The following is a 24,210-nucleotide window of genomic DNA, read 5'->3' on the forward strand; positions in this document are numbered from 1 at the left end:
TTGTAAGCGTGGAGCGTTAGTTTTCATGGCAACCGTAAACCAGCTGGTGCGTAAACCGCGCAAGAGCAAGGTCGAAAAAAGCGATTCGGTCGCCCTTCAGGGCAGCCCTCAGCGTCGTGGCGTGTGCACTCGTGTATACACCACGACTCCCAAGAAGCCGAACTCAGCGCTCCGTAAGGTGTGCCGTGTGCGTCTGACCAACGGTTATGAAGTGACTTCCTACATTGGTGGTGAAGGTCATAACCTGCAGGAGCACTCGGTGGTACTGATTCGCGGCGGTCGGGTCAAGGATCTGCCTGGTGTGCGTTACCACACCGTGCGCGGCACCCTGGACACCGCCGGTGTGAACGGTCGCCAGCAGCGCCGTTCCAAGTACGGCGCCAAGCGCCCGAAAAAGTAATCCGATCCGGGTGTCGGTGACCGCTTTGCGGTAGTGCCGGCAGGTCAGATCACACCGGGGCTCCGGCCCCGTGCCGATAGCCGCAGCGCGCGCGAGTGCTCTGCGGCGTATTGGTAAGTAAAAGGGGCATTTGCCCCGTTCAGACTACCGTACCGGGGCTCGGGCTTTGCCTGAGCCGCTTTACGGCGGGATGAGTAAGGTCCGGGCGCCCGTTAACAAACAGGCGTGGCTGTCCCGGTTAACCCTGAAGCCTTCCCCGCCCTGCGGGGGTGTTAGAGGAACACATCCGATGCCTAGAAGACGCGTCGCAGCAAAACGTGACATTCTCCCTGATCCCAAGTTCGGGAGTCAGCTCCTGGCCAAGTTTATCAACCACGTCATGGAGTCCGGCAAGAAGTCGGTCGCCGAGAGCATCGTTTACGGTGCCCTGGCGGTGGTAGAAGAGCGCAAGAAATCCGAGCCGCTGGAATTCTTCGAGAAAGCGCTGGATTCCATTCGCCCGATGGTGGAAGTGAAATCCCGCCGTGTCGGTGGTGCAACGTACCAGGTGCCGGTAGAAGTGCGCCCGAGCCGTCGTACCGCACTGGCCATGCGCTGGCTGGTGGATTCCGCCCGCAAGCGTGGCGAGAAGAGCATGGCTGCTCGACTGGCCGGCGAGATTCTCGACGCTGCCGACGGTAAAGGCTCTGCGATCAAGAAGCGTGAAGATGTTCACCGTATGGCGGAAGCCAACAAGGCGTTCTCGCACTACCGTTTCTGATTGGCACCATCTTTGTAACCGGCCTGATGTCAGGCCGGTTTTTGAATTCGCAGCATGACGCGAGGATAGCAACGTGGCACGCAAGACTCCTCTGAACCGCTACAGAAATATCGGCATCAGCGCCCACATCGACGCTGGCAAGACCACCACCACCGAGCGGATCCTGTTCTACACAGGCGTATCCCACAAGATCGGTGAAGTGCATGATGGCGCGGCCACCATGGACTGGATGGAGCAGGAGCAGGAGCGGGGTATCACCATTACCTCCGCTGCGACGACCTGTTTCTGGAGTGGCATGGCCAAACAGTTTGACGAGCACCGTATCAACATCATCGATACCCCCGGGCACGTGGATTTCACGATTGAAGTGGAACGGTCCATGCGGGTACTGGATGGTGCTGTGATGGTGTACTGCGCTGTGGGTGGCGTTCAGCCCCAGTCAGAAACCGTATGGCGTCAGGCCAACAAGTATCAGGTGCCGCGTCTGGCGTTCGTCAACAAGATGGACCGTACCGGTGCCAACTTCCTGCGTGTCGTTGAGCAGATGAAAGCACGTCTGGGTGCTAACCCGGTCGTGATGCAGCTGCCCATCGGTTCGGAAGAGAACTTCAAGGGCATCGTTGATCTGGTAACCCTGGAAGCGGTGTACTGGAACGAAGACGACATGGGCGTCACGTTCGAGCTGAAGGCGCCGCCGGAAGACATGGCTGACCAGGTTGCTGAATACCGCGAAAAGCTGGTGGAAAGCGCAGCAGAAACCGACGAAGAGATGATGGAAAAATATCTCGGCGGCGAAGAGCTGACCCCGGAAGACATCTACAAGGCCCTGCGTGGTCGTGTACTGACGGGTGAAATCATTCCGGCTTTCTGCGGCACCGCTTTCAAGAACAAGGGCGTTCAGGCGCTTCTGGATGCCGTGGTGCGTTACATGCCGGCGCCGGACGATGTTGAATCCATCCGTGGTGAGTTGCTGAACGGCGAACCGGCCGAGCGTCATTCTGCGGACGACGAGCCCTTCGCGGCGCTGGCGTTCAAGATCGCCACCGACCCGTTCGTAGGCTCGCTGACCTTCATTCGCTGCTACTCCGGCGTACTGGCCTCTGGTGACACCGTGCTCAACGCCACCAAGGACAAGAAGGAGCGCGTTGGCCGTCTGCTGCAGATGCACGCCAACACCCGCGAAGAAATCAAGGAAGTGCGCGCTGGCGATATCTGCGCCTGTGTCGGCATGAAAGATGTGACCACGGGTGAAACCCTGTGTGCCCTCGACAAGCCGATCATCCTCGAGCGTATGGAATTCCCGGAACCGGTAATCTCGGTTGCGGTGGAGCCGAAAACAAAGTCAGACCAGGAAAAAATGGGCCTGGCGCTGGGCCGTCTGGCACAGGAAGATCCGTCTTTCCGTGTGCGCACCGACGAAGAGTCCGGCCAGACCATCATTTCCGGTATGGGCGAGCTGCACCTGGAAATCATCGTCGACCGCATGAAGCGCGAGTTCAGCGTTGAGGCCAATATCGGTCAGCCGCAGGTGGCTTACCGCGAAACCATCACCAAGTCTGTTGAGGCGGAAGGCAAGTTCGTCAAACAGTCTGGTGGCCGCGGTCAGTACGGTCACGTGCGCGTACGCTTCGAGCCGCTGGGTCTGGATGCAGAAGAAGATTTCGTCTTCGTCGAGCAGATCCACGGTGGTGTGGTGCCGAAGGAATACTTCAACGCCATCGAGAAGGGTGTGCGTGAGCAGCTGCAGTCAGGTGTTCTGGCTGGCTTCCCGGTCCTGGGTGTGAAGGCGACACTGTACGACGGGTCCTACCACGAGGTGGATTCCAACGAAAACGCCTTCCGTATGGCGGGCGGTCTGGCAGTGCGCGAAGGCGCGCGTCAGGCAGGTATCGTGCTGCTTGAGCCGATGATGAAGGTCGAAGTGGAAACGCCGGAAGACTACATGGGCGATATCATGGGTGACCTGAACCGTCGTCGCGGTATTGTCCAGGGTATGGAAGACATGTACGGCGGCAGCAAGCAGATCCGCGCCGAAGTACCGTTGGCTGAAATGTTCGGTTATTCCACATCGCTGCGTTCTGCGTCCCAGGGGCGTGCAACCTACAGCATGGAATTCGTCCGTTACGCGGAAGCCCCCAATAACGTCGCAGAACAGGTCATCAAGAACCGGGGTTGATCCCGGTTCCTGAGAGTCAATCGAGTTTAAAGCGAAAAGATCAAGAGGATACAGATCGTGGCAAAGGCAAAGTTTGAACGTAATAAACCGCATCTTAACGTTGGCACCATTGGTCACGTTGACCATGGCAAGACGACCCTGACTGCAGCGCTGACAAAAGTATGTCACGAAGCATACGGCACCGGCGAAGCGCGCGCATTCGACCAGATCGATAACGCCCCGGAAGAGCGTGCCCGCGGTATCACCATTGCTACCTCTCACGTGGAATATGATTCCCCGACCCGTCACTACGCACACGTAGACTGCCCGGGCCACGCGGATTATGTGAAGAACATGATCACCGGTGCGGCGCAGATGGACGGCGCGATTCTGGTGGTATCGGCTGCTGATGGCCCGATGCCGCAGACCCGCGAGCACATCCTGCTGTCCCGTCAGGTTGGCGTTCCCTACATTGTCGTGTTCCTGAACAAGGCCGACATGGTAGACGACGAAGAGCTGCTGGAACTGGTTGAGATGGAAGTGCGTGAGCTGCTGAGCGCCTACGACTTCCCGGGCGACGACACCCCGATCATCAAGGGTTCTGCTCTGAAGGCGCTGGAAGGCGACCAGTCCGAGATTGGCGCACCGGCGGTACAGAAGCTGGTAGAGACCCTGGACGAGTACATTCCTGAGCCGGAGCGTGCTATCGACGGTGCCTTCCTGATGCCGATCGAAGACGTATTCTCCATCTCTGGTCGCGGCACCGTGGTAACGGGTCGTGTAGAGCGTGGCATCGTGAAAGTGGGTGAGGAAGTGGAAATCGTCGGTATCAAGGATACCGTGAAGACCGTCTGCACCGGCGTTGAGATGTTCCGCAAGCTGCTGGACGAAGGTCGTGCAGGTGAGAACGTGGGCGTGTTGCTGCGTGGCACCAAGCGTGACGACGTTGAGCGTGGCCAGGTACTGTCCAAGCCGGGCACGATCAAGCCGCACACCGGCTTTGAAGCTGAAGTGTACGTGCTGAGCAAGGAAGAAGGCGGCCGTCATACCCCGTTCTTCAACGGCTACCGCCCGCAGTTCTACTTCCGTACGACGGACGTGACCGGTGCGTGTGATCTGCCAGAAGGCGTTGAGATGGTGATGCCGGGCGACAACGTGAAGATGACGGTCAAGCTGATTGCGCCGATCGCCATGGAAGAAGGCCTGCGCTTCGCGATTCGCGAAGGTGGCCGTACCGTGGGCGCCGGCGTCGTCGCCAAGATCGTCGAATAAGGCAAAATATAGCGAAAGTTTGGCCGGGGCCTTGCCCCGGCCTTTCTTTCTCTATACAATTCGCGCCCTCTCGTCGGGACTTCTGCAGCAAGAAGCAGGTTCCGGGCCGATATAAAGGCACCTTTCAGGTATGGGAAAGGCGAGACCAACCGGGGCATTGTTCCCGGGACTGATTTGCCACTCACCGCCTCCTGAATGGAAGGGCGGGTGGGTTTTTTGCCATCTGAAGCATGGTTTGAACAGTCTGGAGCTAGTTAGCTATGGCTAACCAAAGAATCCGAATCCGTCTCAAGGCGTTTGATCATCGTCTGATTGATCAGTCTGCCCAGGAGATCGTGGATACGGCAAAGCGGACCGGTGCACAGGTTCAGGGTCCTATTCCTCTGCCTACGCGGAAGGAAAAGTTTACGGTTCTGGTCTCACCGCATGTGAACAAGGATGCGCGGGATCAGTACGAGATTCGCACCCACAAGCGCCTGGTGGATATCGTCGAGCCTACGGACAAGACCGTAGACGCGTTGATGAAACTGGATCTGGCTGCTGGTGTTGACGTGCAGATCAGCCTGGGATGACGGCACGCTGTGCGAACGCACGGCAGGTTGTGAAGAGGTAGACAATGGCTATTGGTGTAGTCGGTCGGAAATGCGGAATGACTCGGATCTTCACTGAAGATGGCGCCAGCATTCCGGTTACCGTTATCGAGGTGAGTCCTAACCGGATCACCCAGATCAGAACCGAAGAAACAGACGGTTATCAGGGGGTGCAGGTCACCACCGGTGAGCGTCGTGCGTCCCGGGTGACTCGTCCGGCCGCCGGGCACTTCGCGAAAGCGGGTGTTGAGGCAGGTCGTGGCATTTGGGAATTTCGCGCTGAGACAGGTGATCTCGAGGTTGGCGGTGCCATCTCTGTTGAGATCTTTGAGGCTGGTCAGATCATTGATGTGACCGGGACATCCAAGGGTAAGGGCTTCCAGGGCGTTGTAAAGCGCTGGAACTTCCGCACTCAGGATGCCACTCATGGTAACTCCCTGTCCCACCGTGCGCCGGGCTCCATCGGCCAGAACCAGACCCCGGGTCGTGTGTTCAAGGGCAAGAAGATGGCTGGTCACATGGGTGCTGAACGCGTCACCGTCCAGAATCTGGAAGTGGTGCGTGTAGACGCCGAAAAGAATTTGCTGCTGGTGAAGGGCGCAGTGCCCGGTGCCACAGGGGCCGATGTTATCGTGCGCCCGGCAGTGAAGGCGAAGGCCTGAGAGAGGATATAGAGGATGAATCTCAATACTGCCTCTGGAGGAACAGTTTCTGTGTCTGAAGTCGCCTTCGGCAAAGACTTCAATGAGCCGCTCGTGCACCAGGTTGTCGTTGCCTTTATGGCAGGCGGCCGGCAGGGCAGCAAGGCACAGAAGACCCGTTCAGAAGTAAGCGGCGGCGGCAAGAAGCCGTGGCGTCAGAAGGGTACGGGCCGCGCTCGTGCCGGCACCATCCGCAGCCCGATCTGGCGCAGCGGTGGCGTCACTTTTGCTGCCAAGCCGCGTGATTTCGAGCAAAAGGTGAACCGCAAGATGTATCGCGGTGCCCTGCAGTGCATTCTGTCTGAGCTGGTGCGTCAGGAGCGTCTGGTGGTGGTCGACGAGTTTGCGGTCGAAACCCCCAAGACCCGGGTGCTTCAGGAGAAGCTGAAAGCGCTGGGCCTGAGCAACGTACTGATCGTGGCGGACGAGGTGGATGAGAATCTGTTCCTGTCTGCGCGCAATCTGCCCCGTGTTGATGTGCGTGATGTTCAGGCAATCGATCCGGTCAGCCTGATCGCCTTCGAGAAGGTGCTGGTGACAGTGTCTGCTCTGAAGAAGCTTGAGGAGGCGTTGGCATGAACCAGGAACGTATTTTTCAGGTCCTTCTGTCGCCGCACGTGTCTGAAAAGGCCAGTGTCGTTGCGGACAAGAACGAGCAGTACGTATTCAAGGTGGCGCGCGACGCATCCAAGCGTGAGATCAAGATTGCTGTAGAGCAGCTGTTTGATGTCAAGGTTGAGGCGGTGCAAACCCTGAACGTGAAAGGCAAGAAGAAAGTCTTCGGCCGGGTTCAGGGTAAGCGCAGCGACTGGAAAAAGGCTTATGTCTCGCTGCAGGCTGGCCAGGACATTGATTTTCTGGCTGCAGAGTAGGGGTAACGCATCATGGCACTCGTGAAATGTAAACCTACTTCCCCGGGCCGTCGCTTTGTGGTCAAGGTGGTAAGTGAGGAGTTGCACAAAGGTGCACCTTACGGCCCGCTGACCGAAAGTCAGTCCCGGAATGGTGGTCGGAACAATAATGGCCGTATCACGACCCGTCATAAGGGTGGTGGTCACAAGCAGAAGTATCGGATTATCGATTTCCGTCGTAACAAGGATGGTGTCGTGGCCGAGGTAGAGCGTCTGGAATATGATCCGAACCGCTCTGCGCACATTGCTCTGCTGAAATATGCTGATGGTGAGCGTCGCTACATTCTGGCGGCGAAAGGCCTCAAGGCCGGCGACAAGGTTCGCTCGGGCCAGGACGCTCCGATCAAGACAGGTAATGCGTTGCCGCTGCGCAACATCCCGCTGGGCTCCACGGTACATAACGTGGAAATGCGCCCGGGCAAGGGTGGTCAGCTGGCACGTTCCGCCGGTACTTCTATTCAGGTACTGGCTAAAGACGGCGAGTTTGTGACCCTGCGTCTTCGCTCTGGCGAAATGCGCAAGGTGCATGCTGAATGTCGGGCGACCCTGGGCGAAGTCTCGAACAGCGAGCACAGCCTGCGGTCTCTGGGTAAGGCGGGCGCATCCCGCTGGCGTGGTGTTCGTCCGACCGTTCGTGGTGTTGCCATGAACCCGGTAGATCACCCGCACGGTGGTGGTGAGGGTCGTACTTCGGGTGGTCGTCACCCGGTATCTCCCTGGGGTGTTCCGACCAAGGGTTACAAGACCCGCACCAACAAGCGCACCCGCAAGATGATCCTTCGCGATCGTCGTGCGAAGTAATAGAGAGGGCTAGGCTGTGCCACGTTCACTGAAAAAGGGTCCCTTTGTGGATCACCACCTTCTGAAGAAGGTGGAAGAAGCGGTAGAGGCTAACTCACGTAAGCCGATCAAGACCTGGTCGCGCCGCTCCATGATTATCCCGGAGATGGTGGGTATGACCATCGCGGTACATAACGGCAAGCAACATGTTCCTGTGCTTGTTTCCGAACATATGGTTGGCCACAAGCTGGGCGAATTCGCCCTGACCCGCAATTTCCGCGGGCACATCGTGGACAAGAAAGCCAAGCGGTAAGGGTGACAACCATGGCGACTGAAGTTGCAGCCCGCCTTCGCGGGGCCAGAATCTCGGCACAGAAAGCACGTCTGGTCGCTGACCAGGTGCGCGGTCTGAAAGTTGAACAGGCACTGAATGTGCTGGGATTCAGCCCGAAGAAAGCGGCAAAGATAGTAAAGAAAGTGCTGGAGTCCGCAATCGCCAACGCGGAAAACAACGATGGCGCTGATGTGGACGAGCTGAAAGTGTCCGCGATCTTTGTGGATGAGGGTATGTCGCTGAAGCGCATCAAGCCGCGGGCGAAAGGCCGCGCTGATCGCATCACCAAGCGCACCTGCCACATCACCGTCAAAGTGTCGGAAGGCGAGGAGTAGTCAGATGGGTCAGAAAGTTCATCCGGTCGGCATTCGCCTGGGCATCGTCAAGGAGCATAACTCGCTCTGGTACGCCAGCCCGAAGCATTATGCTGACTATCTGGTTACCGACCTCAAGGTCCGTGACTACCTGTACAAGCGTTTGAAGAACGCCTCGGTCAGCAAGATCAAGATCGAGCGTCCGAGCGAGAACGTGCGGATTACCATCAGCACTGCTCGCCCGGGCATTGTGATCGGCAAGAAAGGCGAAGACGTCGAGCGTCTGCGCAAGGAAGTCGCCCAGCAGATGGGTGTGCCGGTACACATCAATATTGAAGAAGTGCGCAAGCCGGATCTGGATGCGCGCCTGGTAGGCGACAACGTCGCTGGCCAGCTGGAACGTCGTGTCATGTTCCGTCGTGCGATGAAGCGCGCGGTACAGAACGCCATGAAGGCAGGCGCAGAAGGTATCCGGATTCAGGTGTCAGGCCGCCTTGGTGGTGCTGAGATCGCGCGGACAGAATGGTACCGCGAAGGCCGTGTGCCGCTGCATACGCTGCGTGCGGATATTGACTACGCCAGCGTTCGTGCTGAAACCACCTACGGTACCATCGGTATCAAGGTGTGGATCTTCCGCGGGGAGATCCTTGGTGGCATGGAGCAGGCGCAGGAAGAGAAGCAGGTCAAGGCGCCCAAAAAGCGTGGCCGTGGCTAAAGGGTAGCGAACGATGTTGCAGCCAAAGCGTACGAAATTTCGCAAGATGATGAAGGGCCGTAACCGCGGCCTGGCACAACGGGGCAGCAAGGTGTCTTTCGGCACCATCGGTCTGCAGGCCACCGGCCGCGGCCGGCTGACTGCTCGCCAGATCGAGGCAGCTCGTCGTGCCATGACCCGTCACGTCAAGCGTGGTGGGAAGATCTGGATCCGGGTATTCCCGGACAAGCCGATTACCAAGAAGCCGCTTGAAGTGCGGATGGGTAAAGGTAAGGGTAGCGTCGAGTACTGGGTGGCACAGATTCAGCCCGGCAAGATGCTGTATGAGATGGAAGGTGTGTCGGACGAAGTGGCCCGTGAGGCGTTTCGCCTGGCTGCGGCAAAGCTGCCGGTCAGCACCCGTGTCGTTATCCGGACGGTGATGTAAGCCATGAAAGCAAGCGAGCTGAGAGACAAAAGTGTTGAGGAGCTGCAGGGTGAACTGCACGGCCTGCTGGAGCAACAGTTCAAGCAGCGCATGAAGCAGGCATCTGGCCAGCTTTCCAAGACGCATGAAATCGGGACGGTGCGCCGCGATATCGCGCGAGTACGTACCATCCTTAGTGAAAGGCAGGGTAAATAGTCATGGCTGAAGCTAAGCAGAAACTGAAGCGGACGGTTACCGGCAGAGTTGTTTCCAACAAAGCCGACAAGACCATCACCGTACTGGTTGAGCGTCAGGTGAAGCACGCGCTTTACGGCAAGTTCATTCGTCGCTCCACCAAGTTGATGGCGCATGACGAGGAAAATCAGTGCCGCGAGGGTGACCTGGTCACCATCGAAGAGTGCCGCCCACTGTCCAGTCGCAAGACCTGGATGCTGGTCAGTGTTGTAGAGCAGGCTCAACAAGCCTGATTTGGCGTTGCGGTGGCTGCCTGCAGAGGCAGGAGTTGGAGAGATAAGCGATGATTCAGACCGAAAGCATGCTCGAAGTGGCCGATAACAGCGGCGCGCGCCGGGTGCAGTGCATCAAGGTACTGGGTGGGTCACACCGCCGCTATGCTGGCATTGGTGACATCATCAAGGTCACAGTAAAAGAGGCGATCCCACGGGGTCGTGTCAAGAAAGGCGACGTCATGACTGCAGTAGTGGTCCGGACTCGCAAGGGCGTACGTCGTCCTGATGGTTCAGTAATTCGTTTCGACGAAAATGCCGCGGTCCTGTTGAACAACAACAAGGCGCCGATCGGTACTCGGATCTTCGGCCCGGTAACCCGGGAGCTGCGTAATGAGCAGTTCATGAAGATCATCTCCCTGGCACCTGAAGTTCTGTAAAGGCGGGTGAAGGTAATGCTCAAGATCAAGCGTGATGACGAAGTCATCGTAATCGCCGGGAAAGACAAGGGTAAGCGCGGCAAGGTCGCGAAAGTTCTGACCAACGGTCGGCTTATCGTCTCTGGCGTGAATATAGTAAAGAAGCACACGCGTGCTAATCCGCAGCGTGGTATTCAAGGTGGCATTCTCGAGCAGGAAGCCAGCATCGAAGCGTCTAACGTTGCGATCTGGAATCCGGCAGCTGAGAAAGCAGACCGCGTGGGCTTCCGGGTAGAGGATGACGGCAAAAAAGTCCGTTACTTCAAATCCAATGGCGAAGCACTGGACGCCTGACAGGTTGGGTGAAGCATGAGTACGCTGAAAGAAGTTTACGAAAAAGAGATCGTGCCCCAGCTCATCAAAGAGTTCGGGTACAAGAACGTGATGGAAGTGCCCAAGATCACCAAGATCACCCTGAACATGGGTGTAGGTGAGGCTGCCCAGGACCGTAAGGCGATGGAAGGTGCGCTTTCCGACATGACCGCGGTCTCTGGCCAGAAGCCGATCGTGAACAATGCCCGGAAATCGGTGGCAGGCTTCAAGATTCGTGAAGGCTGGCCGATTGGTTGCAAGGTCACCCTGCGCAAGCAGCGGATGTACGAATTCCTGGGTCGCCTGGTTGATGTGGCGATTCCCCGGGTTCGCGACTTCCGTGGCCTGAACCCGAAATCGTTCGATGGTCGTGGCAACTACTCCATGGGCTTGCGCGAGCAGATCGTGTTCCCGGAGATTGAGTACGACAAGATTGACAAGCTGCGCGGTATGGATATCACCATTACCACGACAGCGAAGACTGACGACGAAGCTCGCGCGCTGCTGCGCGCCTTCAACTTCCCGATGAAAGGCTGAGAGAAATGGCAAAAGTCTCGATGATAAACCGGGAGCAGAAGCGCGCCATGTTGGTGGCCAAGTATGCGACCAAGCGTGCTGAGCTCAAGGCAATTATCCAGGATCCCAATGCGGAGGCGGAAGCCAAGTGGGATGCACAGGTCCAGCTGCAGAAGCTGCCCCGTGATTCCGCCCGCACCCGTCAGCGTAACCGCTGCCGTATTACCGGGCGCCCTCACGGTGTATACCGTAAGTTCGGCCTGGGTCGTAACAAATTGCGGGAAGCGGCCATGCGCGGTGATGTACCGGGCCTGGTTAAGTCCAGCTGGTAAGAAGCCTGCAAAGGCATGAGTAGCGGAGCGACAGCAGCATGAGCATGCAAGATACCCTGGCGGATATGTTTACCCGTATTCGCAATGCGCAGATGGCAAACAAGGTCGCGGTGGACATCCCGTCCTCCATTAGCAAGGTGGCCATTGCCAAAGTGCTGCAGGATGAGGGTTACATCGCTGGTTACAAGGTGGACGGTGACGAAAAGAAGCCGACCCTGACCATCGACCTCAAATATTTCGAAGGCCGCCCGGTGATCGAAAAGATCAAGCGGGTGAGCTCCCCTGGTCTGCGCGTCTACAGAGGCGCAGATGAGATACCGAAAGTGAAGGCCGGTCTCGGCATCATGATCGTATCCACAAACCAGGGCTTTATGACAGATCGCGCAGCACGCAAGGCCAATGTTGGCGGCGAGCTGATTTGCGAAGTGTCCTGACGATAGCGGCATAGACGGGTTAGGTGCAGCAATGTCGAGAGTAGCGAAAGATCCGGTAAAACTGCCGCAAGGCGTCGACGTCAAGGTCGACGGCCAGCACGTGGCTGTCAAGGGTAGCAAAGGCGCCCTTGAGCACGTGGTACACGAGCTGGTGAAAGTGGCACTGGAAGATGGCGTCATCACGTTTGCGCCGGCCAAGGAGTCTCAGCAAGGCTGGGCCCTGGCAGGTACAACACGGGCGCTGCTTCAGAATATGGTGACCGGCGTGTCTGCAGGCTTCGAGCGCAAGCTTGAGCTGGTAGGCGTAGGTTATCGTGCTCAGGCACAAGGCAAGGTCCTGAATCTGTCTCTCGGGTTTTCTCACCCGGTGGCTTACGAGCTGCCAGAGGGTGTAACCGCTGAAACCCCGACCCAGACAGAAGTCGTGATCAAGGGTGTCGACAAGCAGTTGGTGGGCCAGGTGGCTGCCAATGTGCGTGGCTTCCGCCCGCCTGAGCCATACAAGGGTAAAGGCGTCCGTTATGCCGGCGAACAAGTTCGCCGCAAGGAAGCCAAGAAGAAATAACTGTCGAGACTGAAGTCATGAAAGACAAAAGAGTAGCACGTCAGCGCAGAGCGAAACGGACCCGGATGAAGATCCGCGAGTTGGGTGAGTTCCGTCTGTGTGTCAATCGCACACCGCGCCATATGTATGCCCAGATTACGACGGCTGCGGGTGACAAGGTGGTGGCAACGGCCTCCACTGTTGAAAAGGATCTGCGTGGTTCCGCCACCGGTAATGTGGATGCTGCGGTCTCCGTCGGCAAACTCATTGCCGAGCGTGCCAAGGCAGCCGGCGTTGAACGCGTCGCCTTTGATCGTTCCGGCTTTAAGTACCATGGTCGGGTGAAGGCGCTGGCCGATGCGGCGCGTGAAAACGGGCTTGAATTCTAAGGGTATTGGTTATGGCGAAGGTTGATCCCAACGAAGGTCTGCAGGAAAAGCTGGTTCAGGTGAACCGGGTTGCCAAAGTGGTTAAAGGCGGCCGTATTTTTGCCTTCACCGCGCTGACTGTTGTGGGCGATGGCAAAGGCAAGGTCGGTTTTGGTCGTGGCAAGGCGCGTGAAGTGCCGGCTGCGATCCAGAAAGCCCTGGAAGCCGCCCGTCGCAACATGATCCACGTAGATCTGGACGGCAGCACGATCCAGCACCCGGTGAAGGCCCGTCACGGCGCCTCCAAGGTGTACATGCAGCCTGCATCCGATGGTACTGGTGTTATTGCCGGTGGTGCCATGCGAGCAGTGCTGGAAGTGGCCGGTGTCCAGAACGTACTGGCTAAATGCTATGGCTCCACCAACCCGGTGAACGTGGTTCGGGCGACCTTCGAAGGTCTGCGCGCCATGTCGTCTGCCGAGCAGGTTGCGGCCAAGCGTGGCATGACAGTTGAAGAAATTCTGAACTGAGCGAATAACCGGAAGCAGAACGATGGCGGCTAACAAGATCAAGGTAACCCAGACGAAGAGCACGGCTGGTCGGCTGGAAAAGCACAAGGCCAGCGTCCGTGGCCTCGGCCTGCGCCGGATCGGCCATACGGTTGAGGTTGAAGATACGCCTGCTGTGCGCGGCATGATCAACAAGGTCTCGTACATGGTACAGGTGGAAGGAGAATGACGATGCGCCTGAATGAATTGAGCCCTGGCGCCGGTGCGCGCCCCTCGGCCAAGCGTGTAGGTCGTGGTATCGGTAGCGGCCTGGGCAAGACAGGCGGCCGTGGCCATAAAGGTCAGACCTCTCGCTCCGGCGGCACAGTGAAGCCCGGTTTCGAGGGTGGCCAGATGCCACTGCAGCGCCGTCTGCCGAAATTCGGCTTTGCGTCCCGCAAGGCAATGACAACGGCTGAAGTGCGTCTTTCCGAGCTGGCTGCTGTTGACGGTGATGTGGTTGATCTGGCTGCGCTGAAGAAGGCGAACATTATTCGTCACGACATGCTGCGCGCGAAGATCATGCTGAGCGGCGAAGTCACCCGTGCTGTAACGGTGCGCGGAGTGCTGGTAACTCGTGGTGCCCGTGAGGCGATCGAGAAAGCCGGCGGTAAAGTCGAGGAATAACAGGGCAGCCCACTCATGGCGAAAAACCGTGCACAGACATTGAACCAGAACACCCCTGACGGGTCCGCACTGCGGACCCTCTGGCGCCGTATCGGGTTCTTGTTGGCCGCGCTTGTGGTGTTTCGTATTGGTGCGCACATCCCCGTCCCGGGTATCAACCCGGACGCGATGGCGCGACTGTTTGACCAGAATCGCGACACCGTTCTGGCGATGTTCAACATGTTCTCGGGCGGCGCCCTGGAGCGGATGAGCATCTTCGCGCTCGGTGTGATGCCCTATATCACTGCCGCCATCGTGATTCAGTTGTTGACTGCGGTGAACCCGACCCTGGAACAGTTGAAGAAAGAAGGCGAGCAGGGGCGACGCAAGATTACGCAGTACACCCGTTATCTGACGGTGGTGCTGGCGCTGGTTCAGTCTTTTGGTGTTGCTGCAGGCCTTTACAGCCAGAACGTGACACTGGTGGCAGAGAATGCCGCCACCATGGAAATTGCGTCCTTCTACTTTGTGGCGGTCACGTCACTGGTAACCGGGACAGTGTTCCTGATGTGGCTGGGTGAGCAGATCACCGAACGTGGCATTGGTAACGGTATTTCGATGTTGATTTTCGCCGGTATCGTGGCTGGCTTGCCGGGTGCGATTGCCCAGACATTTGAGGCCTCCCGCGAGGGTGAGCTGAATCTGCTGGTGATGCTGCTGGTGCTGATTGTTGCCATATCAGTCGTGTACGCGGTGGTGTTCTTTGAGCGTGGTCAGCGACGGATAACGGTGAACTACGCCCGTCGCCAGCAAGGTCGCCGGATGTACGCGGCGCAGCAGAGCCATCTGCCGTTGAAAGTGAATATGGCGGGCGTAATTCCGGCCATCTTTGCCAGTTCCATTCTGCTGTTCCCGGCGTCTATCGCCCAGTGGACCGGCGGAACCGGAGACGGATGGTGGGCGAACGCAATGCGCGCCACGACTGACGCGCTGATGCCGGGTTCGCCGCTGTATATCCTGCTGTTTACGCTGGGTATTGTGTTCTTCTGCTACTTCTATGCGGCGTTGATGTTCAACCCGAAAGATGTAGCGGATAACCTGAAGAAGTCGGGTGCCTACATCCCGGGGATTCGTCCGGGGGAGCAGTCCGCACGTTATATCGATACAGTCATGGGCCGGTTGACCCTGGTGGGTGCCACCTACATGACGCTGGTATGCCTGCTGCCCCTGTTCTTGCAGGGGATCTGGAACGTGCCCTTCTATCTGGGTGGCACGTCCCTGCTGATCGTAGTTGTGGTGGTTATGGACTTCTGGGCCCAGGTCAATGCTCAGCTGATGTCCACCCAGTACGAGAAGATGATGAAGAAGGCGAATATGAAAGGCTATGGCGGCACCGGTCTGGTGCGCTAACGCTAACGAAAGAGGCGAGAGCAATGAAGGTTCAGGCGTCAGTCAAGAAGGTATGCCGTAACTGCAAAATCGTGCGCCGTAAGGGCCGTGTGATGGTGATTTGCAGTGCCGAACCGCGGCACAAACAGCGTCAGGGCTGATCCGGTGGGCTCCTCCGGAGCTCCTGACTCAAGGTTAAGTTGAAAATATGCCGGTCTGCGGCTACTATGCGGCGCCTTCCCGGGCCCTTAGACCTCAGGTCTAGTACGACCGGCATTGAACAGTTGCGTAAAGCGGAGAAATTTGGATGGCCCGTATAGCTGGCGTAAACATCCCGGACAACAAGCACGCGGTAATCTCGTTGACGTATGTCTTCGGGGTTGGCCGTACTACGGCACAGAAGATCTGTGTCGCCAGCGGCATCGCGCCGACCGTCAAGATCCGTGAGCTGTCTGAAGAGCAGCTGGACGTGATCCGTGGCGAGATCGCCAAACTGTCGGTGGAAGGTGACCTGCGCCGGGAAGTGAGCATGAACATCAAGCGATTGATGGACATGGGTTGCTACCGTGGCATTCGCCACCGTCGCGGCCTGCCGCTTCGTGGTCAGCGCACCAAGACCAACGCCCGGACCCGTAAGGGCCCGCGGAAACCGATCCGCAAGTAAATTCTGATTTCGGGTAGGCATCATGGCAAAGTCAAAGAAAGACAGCGGCGCACGTCGCAAGAAAGTGACCCGGACGGTAGCGGACGGGATTGCGCACGTACACGCGTCGTTTAACAACACCATCATCACCATCTCTGATCGCCAGGGCAATGTACTGTCCTGGGCGACCTCTGGCGGTGCTGGTTTCCGTGGCTCTCGCAAGAGCACCCCGTTCGCAGCGCAGGTAGCGGCTGAGAACGCGGGTAACGCGGCCAAAGATTACGGTCTCAAGAACCTGGAAGTTCGGGTCAAAGGCCCGGGTCCGGGTCGTGAATCCTCGGTGCGCGCACTGAATGCCTGTGGTTACAAGATCACCAGCATTTCAGACGTGACGCCGATTCCGCATAACGGCTGCCGGCCGCCGAAAAAACGCCGCGTGTAACGGGAGTTAGAGCAAGATGGCAAGATACATCGGTCCCAAGTGCAAGCTTTCCCGTCGTGAAGGCACCGACCTGTTCCTCAAGAGTGGTATCCGCCCGCTGGATTCCAAGTGCAAGGCGGAGCAGGCCCCGGGGCAGGCAGCAGCCAGCCGTCGGATGGGTCGTCTGTCCGACTATGGCGTGCAGTTGCGCGAAAAACAGAAAGTACGTCGTATGTACGGCGTGCTGGAAAAGCAGTTCCGCAGCTACTACAAGAAGGCTGCCCGCTCACGCGGCGCAACCGGCGAAGTACTGCTGCAACTGCTGGAAGGGCGTCTCGATAACGTCGTTTACCGCATGGGTTTCGGCGCTACGCGCTCCGAGGCACGCCAGCTGGTCAGTCATCGCGCGATTCTGGTTAACGGCCAGATCGTCAACGTGGCGTCCTACCAGGTGCGTCCCGGTGATGTAGTGTCCGTGCGTGAGAAAGCCATGAACCAGCTGCGTGTCAAAAACGCGATGGAACTGGCTCAGCAGCGTGGTTTCGCAAGCTGGATCGAAGTCGACGAGAAGAAGCTTGAGGGTACCCTCAAGGCGCTTCCCGAGCGTACTGATCTGCCTGCTGAAATCAACGAGAACCTGATCGTCGAGCTGTATTCCAAGTAACGGACAGCCTGAGGGAGCCCTATGACCGCCGTGAATGACTTTCTCACGCCACGCTCGATCGCTATCAATGCGATCAGTCCTACTCACGCCAAAGTCGTGCTGGAGCCGCTTGAGCGTGGTTTTGGCCATACTCTGGGCACGGCGCTGCGTCGTATCCTTCTGTCCAGCATGCATGGTGCTGCGATCACCGAAGTCGAAATCGACGGTGTGCAGCACGAGTACTCCTCCGTTGAGGGGATTCAGGAAGATGTCATCAACATCCTGCTGAACCTCAAAGGGGTCGCTCTGCGTCTGAACGACCGTAGCGAAGCCAACCTGGAGCTATCCAAAAAGGGCCCGGGCGTGGTGACCGCTGGTGATATTCAGAGCGATCACAGCATTGAAATCGTCAACCCGGATCACGTGATCTGCAACATCACCGGTGATACCGAGCTGAAGATGAAGCTCAAAGTGACTTCTGGCCGTGGCTACGTTCCGGCAGATGCGCGCTTGAGCGAAGATGATGAAACCCGTGGTATCGGCCGTCTGCAGATCGACGCCAGCTACAGCCCGGTGTTGCGCGTCGCCTATGTCGTTGAAGCGGCACGGGTCGAGCAGCGCACCGATCTGGACAAACTGGTTATCGATCTGGAAACCAACGGTACCATTGATCCGGAAGATGCGATTCGCAGCGCCGCGACCATTCTGCAGCAACAGATTGCTGTATTTGTGGACCTGGAGCAGGACCGCAAGCCGGAGCCGAAGCAGGAGCGCGAAGAAGTCGATCCGATTCTGCTGCGCCCGGTAGACGATCTGGAGCTGACAGTGCGTTCCGCCAACTGTCTCAAGGCGGAAAACATCTACTACATCGGTGATCTGGTACAGCGCACCGAAGTAGAGCTGCTCAAGACGCCGAACCTCGGCAAGAAGTCCCTGACCGAGATCAAGGACGTGCTGGCATCCAAAGGCCTGTCACTGGGCATGCGCCTGGAAAGCTGGCCGCCGGCAAGCCTGCGGGACGATGATCGCCTGACGCACAAACTGCGTTGATCATCGAGCGCTCGCGCCACTGGCGCGGGCGCCGACTGCAGCACAACATTAATTCGAGAGTGAGGGCGTCGTGAGACGCCCCGAATGAAGGAAACGGAACCATGCGTCATCGCAAAAGTGGCAGAAAATTCAACCGGACCAGCGCGCATCGTGCGGTGATGTTCCGCAACATGGCGGTGTCGCTGTTCGAACATGGTGCGATCAAGACGACCTTGCCGAAAGCCAAGGAACTGCGTCGTGTTGCAGAGCCGCTGATCACCCTGGCCAAAGTCGATTCGGTAGCGAACCGTCGTCTCGCGTTCTCCCGTACGCGCTCCAAGGAAATCGTGGGTATCCTGTTCAATGAACTGGGTCCGCGTTACAAAGAGCGTCCGGGCGGCTACATGCGCGTCCTGAAGATGGGCTTCCGTGCCGGCGACAACGCGCCTATGGCGTACGTCGAGCTGGTGGATCGTCCGCAGGCTGGCGCTGCTGCCGAGACTGCTGAGGCCGAATAAGTCTCAGCAAAGGACGCTGTGCAGGCGTCCATCGGTGTGAAATAGCGTCAAGACTGCGCTTCAAGACAGCACTTCAAGAAAAAGGCCGGGCACTCGCCCGGCCTTTTTCGTTTTTGTGATCTCCCGTCGTGCCTCTCCTGTCTGAGCTCCCCTGTCTGACCTCCCCGAATGTTTCCCGGTATGCAACGCCGCTCGCGGCCGATGCGCCCGGCCTCACGGTCTGATGCCTGTCGCATCCCGTCGATCAACGCTGGCCGGAGTATGGCCTTGTTCGTGGCCGCCCTGTTCGCCCTAATCAGGACTAATGAAGGTCAGGACTCAGGAAGGTCAGGACTCAGGAAGACGTGAGCGGACTACTGGAGACATCATCGTGATAACCGCAGCCGTAATGGATAACCGGCACCCCCTGGGCTATTTGCGCCACATGCTTCTGCTAAGCGTCGCTGTCACGATCCTGACGGGCTGCGGCGGCGGTTCTTCCGGTGGTGGGAGTGACGCACCGCCAGACCCCGCGGGCCCCTGTGAAAGCCAATGGGGCGATTTCGACTGGGACGGCAATAGCTGGTGCTGAGCTCAGCCGTGATACAGGCCACAACACAAGGGAGTAAAGGCTCATGAATGGACAGCCAATTTGGTCAGCAGCGGTGCTTGCCCTGCTGGTGATACCCGCGCTGAATGCCGGGGCGGCGGGCATGCCGCATATTTTTTCTCCCGGTGATCCGGCGCTGGCCGATGAGGTCAATGAGAATTTCGAGTACGCGGCCCCGCGCAACATCATCAACGTCAATCGGGTACCTGGTGCCAGCGATACGGTCAGTGGGAGCCTTCTGCTGGATGCGCTGGATCCGGCGTCTCTCTCGGCCATCAATGGGGCGCCGAGCGCCAGCAATCAGTATCTGGTCCGCCTGGCGCCTGGCGTGTTCAACATTGGCGGCAGCGCCGCGACGCTATCGCCGCATGTCTATCTTCAGGGGGCGGGTCCCGGCGCGACGCGCATCACCGGTAACGGGTCTAACACCGTGATATTGGCGAACAACTCCGGGGTCAGTGATGTGACGCTGGCCGCCACCGGTAGCGCCACGGGTGCGGCGCCACTGCGTGCCACGAGCATCGCCAATGCGAGCGTGACCAACGTCGAGATACTGGTAGGTGGAACGGGCACCTCGGTGCAGCCCGGAATAGCCGTAAGCGGCGCGTCGCTGCTGGTACGCAACTCGCGTATCCTGCACAACCTCAGTGGCAACACCCAGGCGTCGCTATCCATAGCGGGCAGTAATTCGGTGGTCAATATTGATGGTTTGCGCATCGATATGGCTGGCAGCAGTGCCACCACCGCCTATGCACTGGAAATGATCACGGGCAGCAATAACGCCATCAATGCCAGGAACCTGCGTGTTGTCGCGCACAATAATGGCGGCACACTGATGGGCGTGCGGCTGGGCGGTAGCAACCCGATCGTCAACCTGGATCAGACGCGCATTACCCTGACGGGGTCAGCCACGCGAGACCCCTTGTTTGTGGGGTCGTCCACGGCGCGCATCAATGTTAACCACTCAGTGCTGATCAGCGGCAATGGTGGCGCCAGCGATCATTTCTTGCGCCTGTCCGATGCCGGGGGCATTGTCCGGGTAGGCGCAAGTCAGCTGGGTTCTACCAATTACACGCACAGCGCAGGGGCGAGCGGCGTCAACGTCCAGTGCGTATACGTTTATGGCACCAACTATACGACAGGCAGCTGCCAGGGCCCGCTTTTCTAGAGCATAACCATCGGTTGTCGCCCCGCCTCTTTCTGCCGATGTCGCTCAACGAGCGGCGCGGCGCTGAGCGAGGGCGGCGTTATTAACCGGGTTGTAGTAGCGGGCGATGATGCTGCGCCATCTGGCTGGATCGTCCGGACCGATCAGGCGCGCAGACCAGAGAATTGCCCCGCTTTCCACATCGATCACTGCGGCGTCGATCACCGCATCGGCGGTAGCATTGAAACCCCTGGCGCCGGTACCAAAAGAATGGGAAATGGCGTCAGCGATCTGGCTGCTGGTGGCACTGCCGCGGGTCAGCCTCCAGCCCCGATGGCGTGTGATCATCAAACAGCAGTGTTGATCAGGCAATATGGCTCGCAGGTCATCGTCAAGGGATACCTGCTCCACTTGGGTAGGTGCCCCGAGGTCCTTGCTGGCAAAGGGGTTCGCGCTTTGCCCCCTGCGTAGCTGTTCTACCTGAACTTCGTCTGCCCAAATGGCGGCGTGCAGTGCCGCAACAGGTGCTGCATGGTCTTCGGAGTAGGGCAGGTAGCTTTGCGTGAAGCCGTAGGCGTTCCCGTGTCGCTCCACAGTTTCCCAAAAATCCAGGCCGGCGTGCTCCATGCGTGTAATACGCTCCAGAACCTCGCCGTTACCCGCACGGACTTCCGTGACAAAATCGGGTTCCAGTACGACCAGAGTATTCAGTTCGGCCAGCACGGCCTGGTCTTCCGGAAATGAGGGATGGTCCTGAACACAGATTTCGTTGCAACTCATGTTCTCGGACAGGTTGCCGAGCCCCTGGCAGCCGCCCAGGAGTACGAGGCCGCCAATTACGGGCAGCACAGTTCGGATATGAAATGACATGATGATCCCCATAGCTTGTATCTGACAGCAGCCCCCGGTTCTCCCCGCCGGGGGCTGTTCAGTGTAGCGTCGAGTGGCGCTGATGGGTATAGAGGCGATAGCGTGTTGCGCCGCTCAGGCCTGCTTCTTGCGTCTGGAAGGAGATGCCGCCGGCAGCATACCTTTCAGAAAACGCCCTGTATGACTGCCCTTGGCCTTTGCCACATCCTCCGGCGTACCTTCGGCGATGATCTGCCCGCCACCGTCGCCCCCTTCGGGGCCCAGGTCTACGACCCAGTCCGCTGTCTTGATCACGTCCAGGTTGTGTTCGATCACGACGATGGTGTTGCCGTGGTCGCGCAGACGGAACAGCACGGTCAGTAGCTGCTGGATGTCATGAAAGTGCAGCCCGGTGGTGGGCTCGTCGAGGATGTAAAGCGTCCGTCCGGTGTCCCGCTTGGACAGTTCCCGCGCCAGCTTGACCCGTTGTGCTTCACCGCCGGAAAGCGTGGTGGCGGCCTGCCCCAGAGTGATATAGCTCAGGCCCACATCCATCAGGGTCTGCAACTTGCGCGCCAGCGCCGGGACAGCGTCAAAGAATTCCCGAGCGTCCTCGACCGTCATTGCCAGCACCTCATAGATGCTGCGGCCCTTGTAGAGAATCTCCAGCGTTTCCCGGTTGTAGCGCTTGCCGTGGCAGACCTCGCAGGGCACGTAGATATCTGGCAGGAAATGCATCTCTACCTTGATGACGCCGTCGCCCTGACACGCCTCGCAACGGCCGCCACGCACGTTGAAACTGAAGCGCCCGGCCTTGTAGCCTCGGGCGCGGGCTTCCTGGGTGCCAGCGAACAGGTCGCGGATCGGCGTAAAGAGCCCGGTGTAGGTGGCCGGGTTAGAGCGTGGTGTGCGGCCGATGGGGCTCTGGTCGATATCGATAACCTTGTCGAACTGATCCATGCCATCAATGTGCGAATGGGCCGCCGCTCGCAGGGTGGTGGCGCCATTGAGTTCCGTGGCGGCGACGGGGTAGAGCGTGTTATTGATCAGTGTGGATTTGCCAGACCCGGAGACGCCGGTCACACAGGTAAACAGCCCGAGAGGCAGCTTCAGGGTGACATCCTTGAGATTGTTGCCGGTGGCGCCTTCCAGGGTCAGCCAGCGACCGTCCGGTTTGACCCGGTTGGCCGGGATGGCGATCCCCTTGCGGCCGGACAAATAATCGCCGGTGAGTGATTTGCGATTCGCGGCAATCTGTTTGGCCGTACCCTGGGCAATCACTTCGCCACCGTGCACACCGGCCCCGGGGCCGATATCTATGACATGGTCTGCACCGCGGATGGCGTCTTCGTCGTGCTCCACCACCAATACGGTATTGCCCAGATCACGCAGTCGCGTGAGGGTGCCCAGCAAGCGCTCATTGTCGCGCTGATGCAGGCCGATGGAGGGCTCGTCCAGCACATACATGACGCCCACCAGCCCGGCGCCGATCTGGGATGCCAGACGAATACGCTGCGCCTCGCCGCCGGACAGGGTGTCGGCGTTGCGCGCCAGCGACAGATAGTCGAGGCCCACATTGACCAGGAACTGCAGCCGCTCACGGATCTCCTTGAGAATCTTGTCGGCGATTTCACCTCGATGACCGGCCAGTTTGAGCTTGCCGTAGTAGTCGCAGGCCTTGCCGACGGGCATGGCAACGATATCCGGCAGATTGCGACCGTCGATGAATACGTGCCGGGAGGCTTCGCGCAGGCGAGAGCCGCCGCAGTCCGGGCAGTCGGAGGTGCTCAGGTAGCCCGCCAGATCTTCCCGCACCGCATCGGATTCTGTTTCCCGATAGCGGCGCTCCATGTTGGGGATGATGCCCTCGAACGGGTGTTTGCGTTTGACGATGTCACCGCGGTCGTTGAGGTAGCGGAACTCGATAGCCTCGGTGCCCGTGCCATAGAGAATCTTGCGACGCACGCTTTTCGACAACTTGCTGTAAGGCGTGTCCAGATCAAAACCAAGGTGTGTCGCCAGCGAGGTGAGCATCTGGAAATAGTAGACATTGCGCCGGTCCCAGCCGCGGATAGCACCGCCGGACAGCGACGCCTCCTGTGACACCACCACCTTGTCCTCATCAAAGAACTGCTTCACGCCCAGGCCATCACAGGTGGGGCAGGCCCCCGCAGGGTTGTTGAACGAAAACAGGCGTGGTTCAAGTTCCGGGATGCTGTAGCCGCAGTGCGGGCAGGCGAAGCGGGCCGAAAACACGACCTCCGCATCATTGCCTTCCATCGGGGCGATGACGGCAATACCGTCGGCCAGCTCCAGGGCGGTCTCGAAAGACTCGGCCAGACGGTTTTGCAGGTCGGCACGCACCTTGAAGCGGTCCACCACGACCTCGATGGTGTGTTTCTTGTTCTTGTCCAGTTCGGGCACGTCATCCAGATCCGTCACGCGGCCGTTCACTCTGGCGCGCACAAACCCCTGGGCGCGCAGCTGATCGAACAAGTGCAAATGCTCGCCTTTCTTGTCCCGTACCACCGGCGCCAGCAGCATCAGCTTGCTGCCTTCCGGCATGGCCAGGACCTGATCCACCATCTGCGTCACGGTCTGGGCCGCCAGCGGAGCATCATGCTCCGGGCAGCGGGGCTCGCCAGCGCGGGCGAACAGCAGACGCAGGTAATCGTAGATCTCGGTGATGGTGCCTACGGTGGAGCGCGGGTTATGACTGGTGGATTTCTGCTCGATGGAAATCGCCGGAGACAAGCCCTCGATATGGTCCACGTCCGGTTTTTCCATCATCGACAGGAACTGCCGGGCGTAGGTGGAGAGCGATTCCACATAGCGTCGCTGGCCTTCCGCATACAGCGTATCGAAGGCCAGCGATGACTTGCCAGAGCCGGACAGACCGGTGATGACCACCAGCTTGTCGCGGGGGATATCCAGATCAATATTCTTGAGGTTGTGCGTGCGTGCGCCACGCACCAGGATCTTGTCCATGGGCATCCGGGTACTGTTCAAAATGACAGCATAGTATAGGGAAAGGAAAC

At 58.7% G+C, this 24,210-nt stretch carries 35 protein-coding genes; 33 read left to right on the top strand and 2 right to left on the bottom strand.

Going from position 1 to position 24,210, the window contains the following annotated elements:
• Nucleotides 1-25: 25 nt before the first annotated feature.
• The 33 genes from rpsL (at nucleotide 26) to K8B33_RS15325 (ending at nucleotide 20,344) form a co-directional block, all read left to right on the top strand.
• Complete coding sequence (gene rpsL, locus K8B33_RS15165; protein ID WP_223428044.1) at nucleotides 26-400, top strand: 30S ribosomal protein S12; 375 nt, start codon at nucleotides 26-28, stop codon at nucleotides 398-400.
• Nucleotides 401-689: 289 nt separating this feature from the next.
• Entirely contained in the window at nucleotides 690-1,160 is a 471-nt protein-coding gene (gene rpsG, locus K8B33_RS15170; protein ID WP_223428047.1) for a 30S ribosomal protein S7, read from the top strand.
• 73 nt (nucleotides 1,161-1,233) lie between these two features.
• Nucleotides 1,234-3,336: an elongation factor G gene (fusA, locus tag K8B33_RS15175; RefSeq protein ID WP_223428051.1), complete on the top strand. Its 2,103-nt coding sequence runs from the start codon at nucleotides 1,234-1,236 to the stop codon at nucleotides 3,334-3,336.
• A 57-nt stretch (nucleotides 3,337-3,393) separates the two neighbouring features.
• The gene (gene tuf, locus K8B33_RS15180) at nucleotides 3,394-4,587 is read left to right on the top strand and encodes an elongation factor Tu (protein ID WP_223428052.1); all 1,194 of its coding nucleotides are present in this window, start codon (nucleotides 3,394-3,396) and stop codon (nucleotides 4,585-4,587) included.
• Between the two features lie 260 nt (nucleotides 4,588-4,847).
• Nucleotides 4,848-5,159, top strand: coding sequence for a 30S ribosomal protein S10 (rpsJ, locus tag K8B33_RS15185; RefSeq protein ID WP_008739947.1), 312 nt, complete (start codon nucleotides 4,848-4,850; stop codon nucleotides 5,157-5,159).
• A 44-nt stretch (nucleotides 5,160-5,203) separates the two neighbouring features.
• Nucleotides 5,204-5,839, top strand: a complete 636-nt coding sequence (gene rplC / locus K8B33_RS15190) for a 50S ribosomal protein L3 (RefSeq protein WP_223428054.1) — start codon at nucleotides 5,204-5,206, stop codon at nucleotides 5,837-5,839.
• Nucleotides 5,840-5,854: 15 nt separating this feature from the next.
• A complete protein-coding gene (gene rplD, locus K8B33_RS15195; RefSeq protein WP_223428056.1) occupies nucleotides 5,855-6,457 on the top strand; it encodes a 50S ribosomal protein L4 in 603 nt (200 codons plus the stop codon).
• The gene (gene rplW / locus K8B33_RS15200) at nucleotides 6,454-6,750 is read left to right on the top strand and encodes a 50S ribosomal protein L23 (protein ID WP_223428057.1); all 297 of its coding nucleotides are present in this window, start codon (nucleotides 6,454-6,456) and stop codon (nucleotides 6,748-6,750) included. Before rplD ends, rplW begins: the two co-directional genes overlap by 4 nt.
• A 12-nt stretch (nucleotides 6,751-6,762) precedes the next feature.
• A complete protein-coding gene (rplB, locus tag K8B33_RS15205; protein WP_223428058.1) occupies nucleotides 6,763-7,590 on the top strand; it encodes a 50S ribosomal protein L2 in 828 nt (275 codons plus the stop codon).
• Between the two features lie 16 nt (nucleotides 7,591-7,606).
• Nucleotides 7,607-7,882 (top strand): 30S ribosomal protein S19, encoded by a 276-nt coding sequence (gene rpsS, locus K8B33_RS15210; protein WP_223428059.1) that lies wholly within the window; start codon nucleotides 7,607-7,609, stop codon nucleotides 7,880-7,882.
• Nucleotides 7,883-7,893: 11 nt separating this feature from the next.
• A complete protein-coding gene (gene rplV, locus K8B33_RS15215; RefSeq protein WP_223428066.1) occupies nucleotides 7,894-8,238 on the top strand; it encodes a 50S ribosomal protein L22 in 345 nt (114 codons plus the stop codon).
• 4 nt (nucleotides 8,239-8,242) lie between these two features.
• Nucleotides 8,243-8,932, top strand: a complete 690-nt coding sequence (rpsC, locus tag K8B33_RS15220; RefSeq protein ID WP_223428072.1) for a 30S ribosomal protein S3 — start codon at nucleotides 8,243-8,245, stop codon at nucleotides 8,930-8,932.
• Nucleotides 8,933-8,945: 13 nt separating this feature from the next.
• Nucleotides 8,946-9,359, top strand: coding sequence for a 50S ribosomal protein L16 (rplP, locus tag K8B33_RS15225; RefSeq protein ID WP_223428076.1), 414 nt, complete (start codon nucleotides 8,946-8,948; stop codon nucleotides 9,357-9,359).
• Nucleotides 9,360-9,362: 3 nt separating this feature from the next.
• Entirely contained in the window at nucleotides 9,363-9,554 is a 192-nt protein-coding gene (gene rpmC, locus K8B33_RS15230) for a 50S ribosomal protein L29 (protein WP_223428077.1), read from the top strand.
• A gap of 2 nt (nucleotides 9,555-9,556) precedes the next feature.
• A complete protein-coding gene (gene rpsQ / locus K8B33_RS15235; protein WP_223428087.1) occupies nucleotides 9,557-9,826 on the top strand; it encodes a 30S ribosomal protein S17 in 270 nt (89 codons plus the stop codon).
• A 50-nt stretch (nucleotides 9,827-9,876) separates the two neighbouring features.
• Nucleotides 9,877-10,245 carry a 50S ribosomal protein L14 gene (gene rplN / locus K8B33_RS15240; protein WP_223428090.1) on the top strand — a complete coding sequence of 123 codons (369 nt, stop codon included), beginning with the start codon at nucleotides 9,877-9,879 and terminating at the stop codon, nucleotides 10,243-10,245.
• A gap of 15 nt (nucleotides 10,246-10,260) precedes the next feature.
• Nucleotides 10,261-10,578, top strand: a complete 318-nt coding sequence (gene rplX / locus K8B33_RS15245) for a 50S ribosomal protein L24 (protein WP_223428092.1) — start codon at nucleotides 10,261-10,263, stop codon at nucleotides 10,576-10,578.
• A gap of 15 nt (nucleotides 10,579-10,593) precedes the next feature.
• Nucleotides 10,594-11,133, top strand: coding sequence for a 50S ribosomal protein L5 (gene rplE / locus K8B33_RS15250; protein ID WP_223428094.1), 540 nt, complete (start codon nucleotides 10,594-10,596; stop codon nucleotides 11,131-11,133).
• A gap of 5 nt (nucleotides 11,134-11,138) precedes the next feature.
• On the top strand, nucleotides 11,139-11,444 hold the full coding sequence (rpsN, locus tag K8B33_RS15255; protein ID WP_223428104.1) for a 30S ribosomal protein S14: 306 nt from the start codon (nucleotides 11,139-11,141) through the stop codon (nucleotides 11,442-11,444).
• A 38-nt stretch (nucleotides 11,445-11,482) separates the two neighbouring features.
• Complete coding sequence (gene rpsH / locus K8B33_RS15260) at nucleotides 11,483-11,878, top strand: 30S ribosomal protein S8 (protein ID WP_223428106.1); 396 nt, start codon at nucleotides 11,483-11,485, stop codon at nucleotides 11,876-11,878.
• Nucleotides 11,879-11,909: 31 nt separating this feature from the next.
• Complete coding sequence (rplF, locus tag K8B33_RS15265) at nucleotides 11,910-12,443, top strand: 50S ribosomal protein L6 (RefSeq protein WP_223428108.1); 534 nt, start codon at nucleotides 11,910-11,912, stop codon at nucleotides 12,441-12,443.
• Between the two features lie 17 nt (nucleotides 12,444-12,460).
• Nucleotides 12,461-12,811, top strand: coding sequence for a 50S ribosomal protein L18 (rplR, locus tag K8B33_RS15270; protein WP_223428111.1), 351 nt, complete (start codon nucleotides 12,461-12,463; stop codon nucleotides 12,809-12,811).
• Nucleotides 12,812-12,822: 11 nt separating this feature from the next.
• Nucleotides 12,823-13,320, top strand: coding sequence for a 30S ribosomal protein S5 (gene rpsE / locus K8B33_RS15275; protein WP_223428113.1), 498 nt, complete (start codon nucleotides 12,823-12,825; stop codon nucleotides 13,318-13,320).
• Between the two features lie 22 nt (nucleotides 13,321-13,342).
• Entirely contained in the window at nucleotides 13,343-13,528 is a 186-nt protein-coding gene (gene rpmD, locus K8B33_RS15280) for a 50S ribosomal protein L30 (RefSeq protein ID WP_223428116.1), read from the top strand.
• Between the two features lie 2 nt (nucleotides 13,529-13,530).
• Nucleotides 13,531-13,965: a 50S ribosomal protein L15 gene (gene rplO / locus K8B33_RS15285; RefSeq protein ID WP_223428117.1), complete on the top strand. Its 435-nt coding sequence runs from the start codon at nucleotides 13,531-13,533 to the stop codon at nucleotides 13,963-13,965.
• A 15-nt stretch (nucleotides 13,966-13,980) separates the two neighbouring features.
• Nucleotides 13,981-15,354 (top strand): preprotein translocase subunit SecY, encoded by a 1,374-nt coding sequence (gene secY / locus K8B33_RS15290; RefSeq protein WP_223428118.1) that lies wholly within the window; start codon nucleotides 13,981-13,983, stop codon nucleotides 15,352-15,354.
• A gap of 23 nt (nucleotides 15,355-15,377) precedes the next feature.
• The gene (gene rpmJ, locus K8B33_RS15295) at nucleotides 15,378-15,494 is read left to right on the top strand and encodes a 50S ribosomal protein L36 (protein WP_008740001.1); all 117 of its coding nucleotides are present in this window, start codon (nucleotides 15,378-15,380) and stop codon (nucleotides 15,492-15,494) included.
• 146 nt (nucleotides 15,495-15,640) lie between these two features.
• Nucleotides 15,641-15,997 carry a 30S ribosomal protein S13 gene (rpsM, locus tag K8B33_RS15300; RefSeq protein ID WP_223428120.1) on the top strand — a complete coding sequence of 119 codons (357 nt, stop codon included), beginning with the start codon at nucleotides 15,641-15,643 and terminating at the stop codon, nucleotides 15,995-15,997.
• A 22-nt stretch (nucleotides 15,998-16,019) separates the two neighbouring features.
• The gene (gene rpsK / locus K8B33_RS15305) at nucleotides 16,020-16,418 is read left to right on the top strand and encodes a 30S ribosomal protein S11 (RefSeq protein ID WP_111658241.1); all 399 of its coding nucleotides are present in this window, start codon (nucleotides 16,020-16,022) and stop codon (nucleotides 16,416-16,418) included.
• Nucleotides 16,419-16,434: 16 nt separating this feature from the next.
• Nucleotides 16,435-17,061 carry a 30S ribosomal protein S4 gene (gene rpsD / locus K8B33_RS15310; protein WP_223428125.1) on the top strand — a complete coding sequence of 209 codons (627 nt, stop codon included), beginning with the start codon at nucleotides 16,435-16,437 and terminating at the stop codon, nucleotides 17,059-17,061.
• A gap of 21 nt (nucleotides 17,062-17,082) precedes the next feature.
• On the top strand, nucleotides 17,083-18,090 hold the full coding sequence (locus K8B33_RS15315) for a DNA-directed RNA polymerase subunit alpha (protein ID WP_223428128.1): 1,008 nt from the start codon (nucleotides 17,083-17,085) through the stop codon (nucleotides 18,088-18,090).
• Between the two features lie 101 nt (nucleotides 18,091-18,191).
• Nucleotides 18,192-18,587, top strand: a complete 396-nt coding sequence (gene rplQ, locus K8B33_RS15320) for a 50S ribosomal protein L17 (RefSeq protein WP_223428130.1) — start codon at nucleotides 18,192-18,194, stop codon at nucleotides 18,585-18,587.
• Nucleotides 18,588-19,201: 614 nt separating this feature from the next.
• Nucleotides 19,202-20,344: a hypothetical protein gene (locus K8B33_RS15325; RefSeq protein ID WP_223428133.1), complete on the top strand. Its 1,143-nt coding sequence runs from the start codon at nucleotides 19,202-19,204 to the stop codon at nucleotides 20,342-20,344.
• Nucleotides 20,345-20,389: 45 nt separating this feature from the next.
• On the opposite strand, the gene K8B33_RS15330 is transcribed toward K8B33_RS15325, so the two are convergent.
• On the bottom strand, nucleotides 20,390-21,193 hold the full coding sequence (locus K8B33_RS15330; protein WP_162925904.1) for a hypothetical protein: 804 nt from the start codon (nucleotides 21,191-21,193) through the stop codon (nucleotides 20,390-20,392).
• A gap of 114 nt (nucleotides 21,194-21,307) precedes the next feature.
• A complete protein-coding gene (uvrA, locus tag K8B33_RS15335; RefSeq protein WP_223428136.1) occupies nucleotides 21,308-24,160 on the bottom strand; it encodes an excinuclease ABC subunit UvrA in 2,853 nt (950 codons plus the stop codon).
• Nucleotides 24,161-24,210: the final 50 nt, after the last annotated feature.

The organism is Alcanivorax limicola, from assembly GCF_019931215.1.
GTDB classification, from domain to species: Bacteria; Pseudomonadota; Gammaproteobacteria; order Pseudomonadales; family Alcanivoracaceae; genus Isoalcanivorax; species Isoalcanivorax limicola.

Bases quoted from the DNA above. Each gene is read 5' to 3' on its own strand.
- rpsL (WP_223428044.1), top strand. From the start codon at position 26: ATGGCAACCGTAAACCAGCTGGTGCGTAAACCGCGCAAGAGCAAGGTC.
- rpsG (WP_223428047.1), top strand. From the start codon at position 690: ATGCCTAGAAGACGCGTCGCAGCAAAACGTGACATTCTCCCTGATCCC.
- rpsJ (WP_008739947.1), top strand. From the start codon at position 4,848: ATGGCTAACCAAAGAATCCGAATCCGTCTCAAGGCGTTTGATCATCGT.
- rplC (WP_223428054.1), top strand. From the start codon at position 5,204: ATGGCTATTGGTGTAGTCGGTCGGAAATGCGGAATGACTCGGATCTTC.
- rplD (WP_223428056.1), top strand. From the start codon at position 5,855: ATGAATCTCAATACTGCCTCTGGAGGAACAGTTTCTGTGTCTGAAGTC.
- rplW (WP_223428057.1), top strand. From the start codon at position 6,454: ATGAACCAGGAACGTATTTTTCAGGTCCTTCTGTCGCCGCACGTGTCT.
- rplB (WP_223428058.1), top strand. From the start codon at position 6,763: ATGGCACTCGTGAAATGTAAACCTACTTCCCCGGGCCGTCGCTTTGTG.
- rplV (WP_223428066.1), top strand. From the start codon at position 7,894: ATGGCGACTGAAGTTGCAGCCCGCCTTCGCGGGGCCAGAATCTCGGCA.
- rpsC (WP_223428072.1), top strand. From the start codon at position 8,243: ATGGGTCAGAAAGTTCATCCGGTCGGCATTCGCCTGGGCATCGTCAAG.
- rplP (WP_223428076.1), top strand. From the start codon at position 8,946: ATGTTGCAGCCAAAGCGTACGAAATTTCGCAAGATGATGAAGGGCCGT.
- rpmC (WP_223428077.1), top strand. From the start codon at position 9,363: ATGAAAGCAAGCGAGCTGAGAGACAAAAGTGTTGAGGAGCTGCAGGGT.
- rpsQ (WP_223428087.1), top strand. From the start codon at position 9,557: ATGGCTGAAGCTAAGCAGAAACTGAAGCGGACGGTTACCGGCAGAGTT.
- rplN (WP_223428090.1), top strand. From the start codon at position 9,877: ATGATTCAGACCGAAAGCATGCTCGAAGTGGCCGATAACAGCGGCGCG.
- rplX (WP_223428092.1), top strand. From the start codon at position 10,261: ATGCTCAAGATCAAGCGTGATGACGAAGTCATCGTAATCGCCGGGAAA.
- rplE (WP_223428094.1), top strand. From the start codon at position 10,594: ATGAGTACGCTGAAAGAAGTTTACGAAAAAGAGATCGTGCCCCAGCTC.
- rpsN (WP_223428104.1), top strand. From the start codon at position 11,139: ATGGCAAAAGTCTCGATGATAAACCGGGAGCAGAAGCGCGCCATGTTG.
- rpsH (WP_223428106.1), top strand. From the start codon at position 11,483: ATGAGCATGCAAGATACCCTGGCGGATATGTTTACCCGTATTCGCAAT.
- rplF (WP_223428108.1), top strand. From the start codon at position 11,910: ATGTCGAGAGTAGCGAAAGATCCGGTAAAACTGCCGCAAGGCGTCGAC.
- rplR (WP_223428111.1), top strand. From the start codon at position 12,461: ATGAAAGACAAAAGAGTAGCACGTCAGCGCAGAGCGAAACGGACCCGG.
- rpsE (WP_223428113.1), top strand. From the start codon at position 12,823: ATGGCGAAGGTTGATCCCAACGAAGGTCTGCAGGAAAAGCTGGTTCAG.
- rpmD (WP_223428116.1), top strand. From the start codon at position 13,343: ATGGCGGCTAACAAGATCAAGGTAACCCAGACGAAGAGCACGGCTGGT.
- rplO (WP_223428117.1), top strand. From the start codon at position 13,531: ATGCGCCTGAATGAATTGAGCCCTGGCGCCGGTGCGCGCCCCTCGGCC.
- secY (WP_223428118.1), top strand. From the start codon at position 13,981: ATGGCGAAAAACCGTGCACAGACATTGAACCAGAACACCCCTGACGGG.
- rpmJ (WP_008740001.1), top strand. From the start codon at position 15,378: ATGAAGGTTCAGGCGTCAGTCAAGAAGGTATGCCGTAACTGCAAAATC.
- rpsM (WP_223428120.1), top strand. From the start codon at position 15,641: ATGGCCCGTATAGCTGGCGTAAACATCCCGGACAACAAGCACGCGGTA.
- rpsK (WP_111658241.1), top strand. From the start codon at position 16,020: ATGGCAAAGTCAAAGAAAGACAGCGGCGCACGTCGCAAGAAAGTGACC.
- rpsD (WP_223428125.1), top strand. From the start codon at position 16,435: ATGGCAAGATACATCGGTCCCAAGTGCAAGCTTTCCCGTCGTGAAGGC.
- K8B33_RS15315 (WP_223428128.1), top strand. From the start codon at position 17,083: ATGACCGCCGTGAATGACTTTCTCACGCCACGCTCGATCGCTATCAAT.
- rplQ (WP_223428130.1), top strand. From the start codon at position 18,192: ATGCGTCATCGCAAAAGTGGCAGAAAATTCAACCGGACCAGCGCGCAT.
- K8B33_RS15325 (WP_223428133.1), top strand. From the start codon at position 19,202: ATGAATGGACAGCCAATTTGGTCAGCAGCGGTGCTTGCCCTGCTGGTG.
- K8B33_RS15330 (WP_162925904.1), bottom strand. From the start codon at position 21,193: ATGTCATTTCATATCCGAACTGTGCTGCCCGTAATTGGCGGCCTCGTA.
- uvrA (WP_223428136.1), bottom strand. From the start codon at position 24,160: ATGGACAAGATCCTGGTGCGTGGCGCACGCACGCACAACCTCAAGAAT.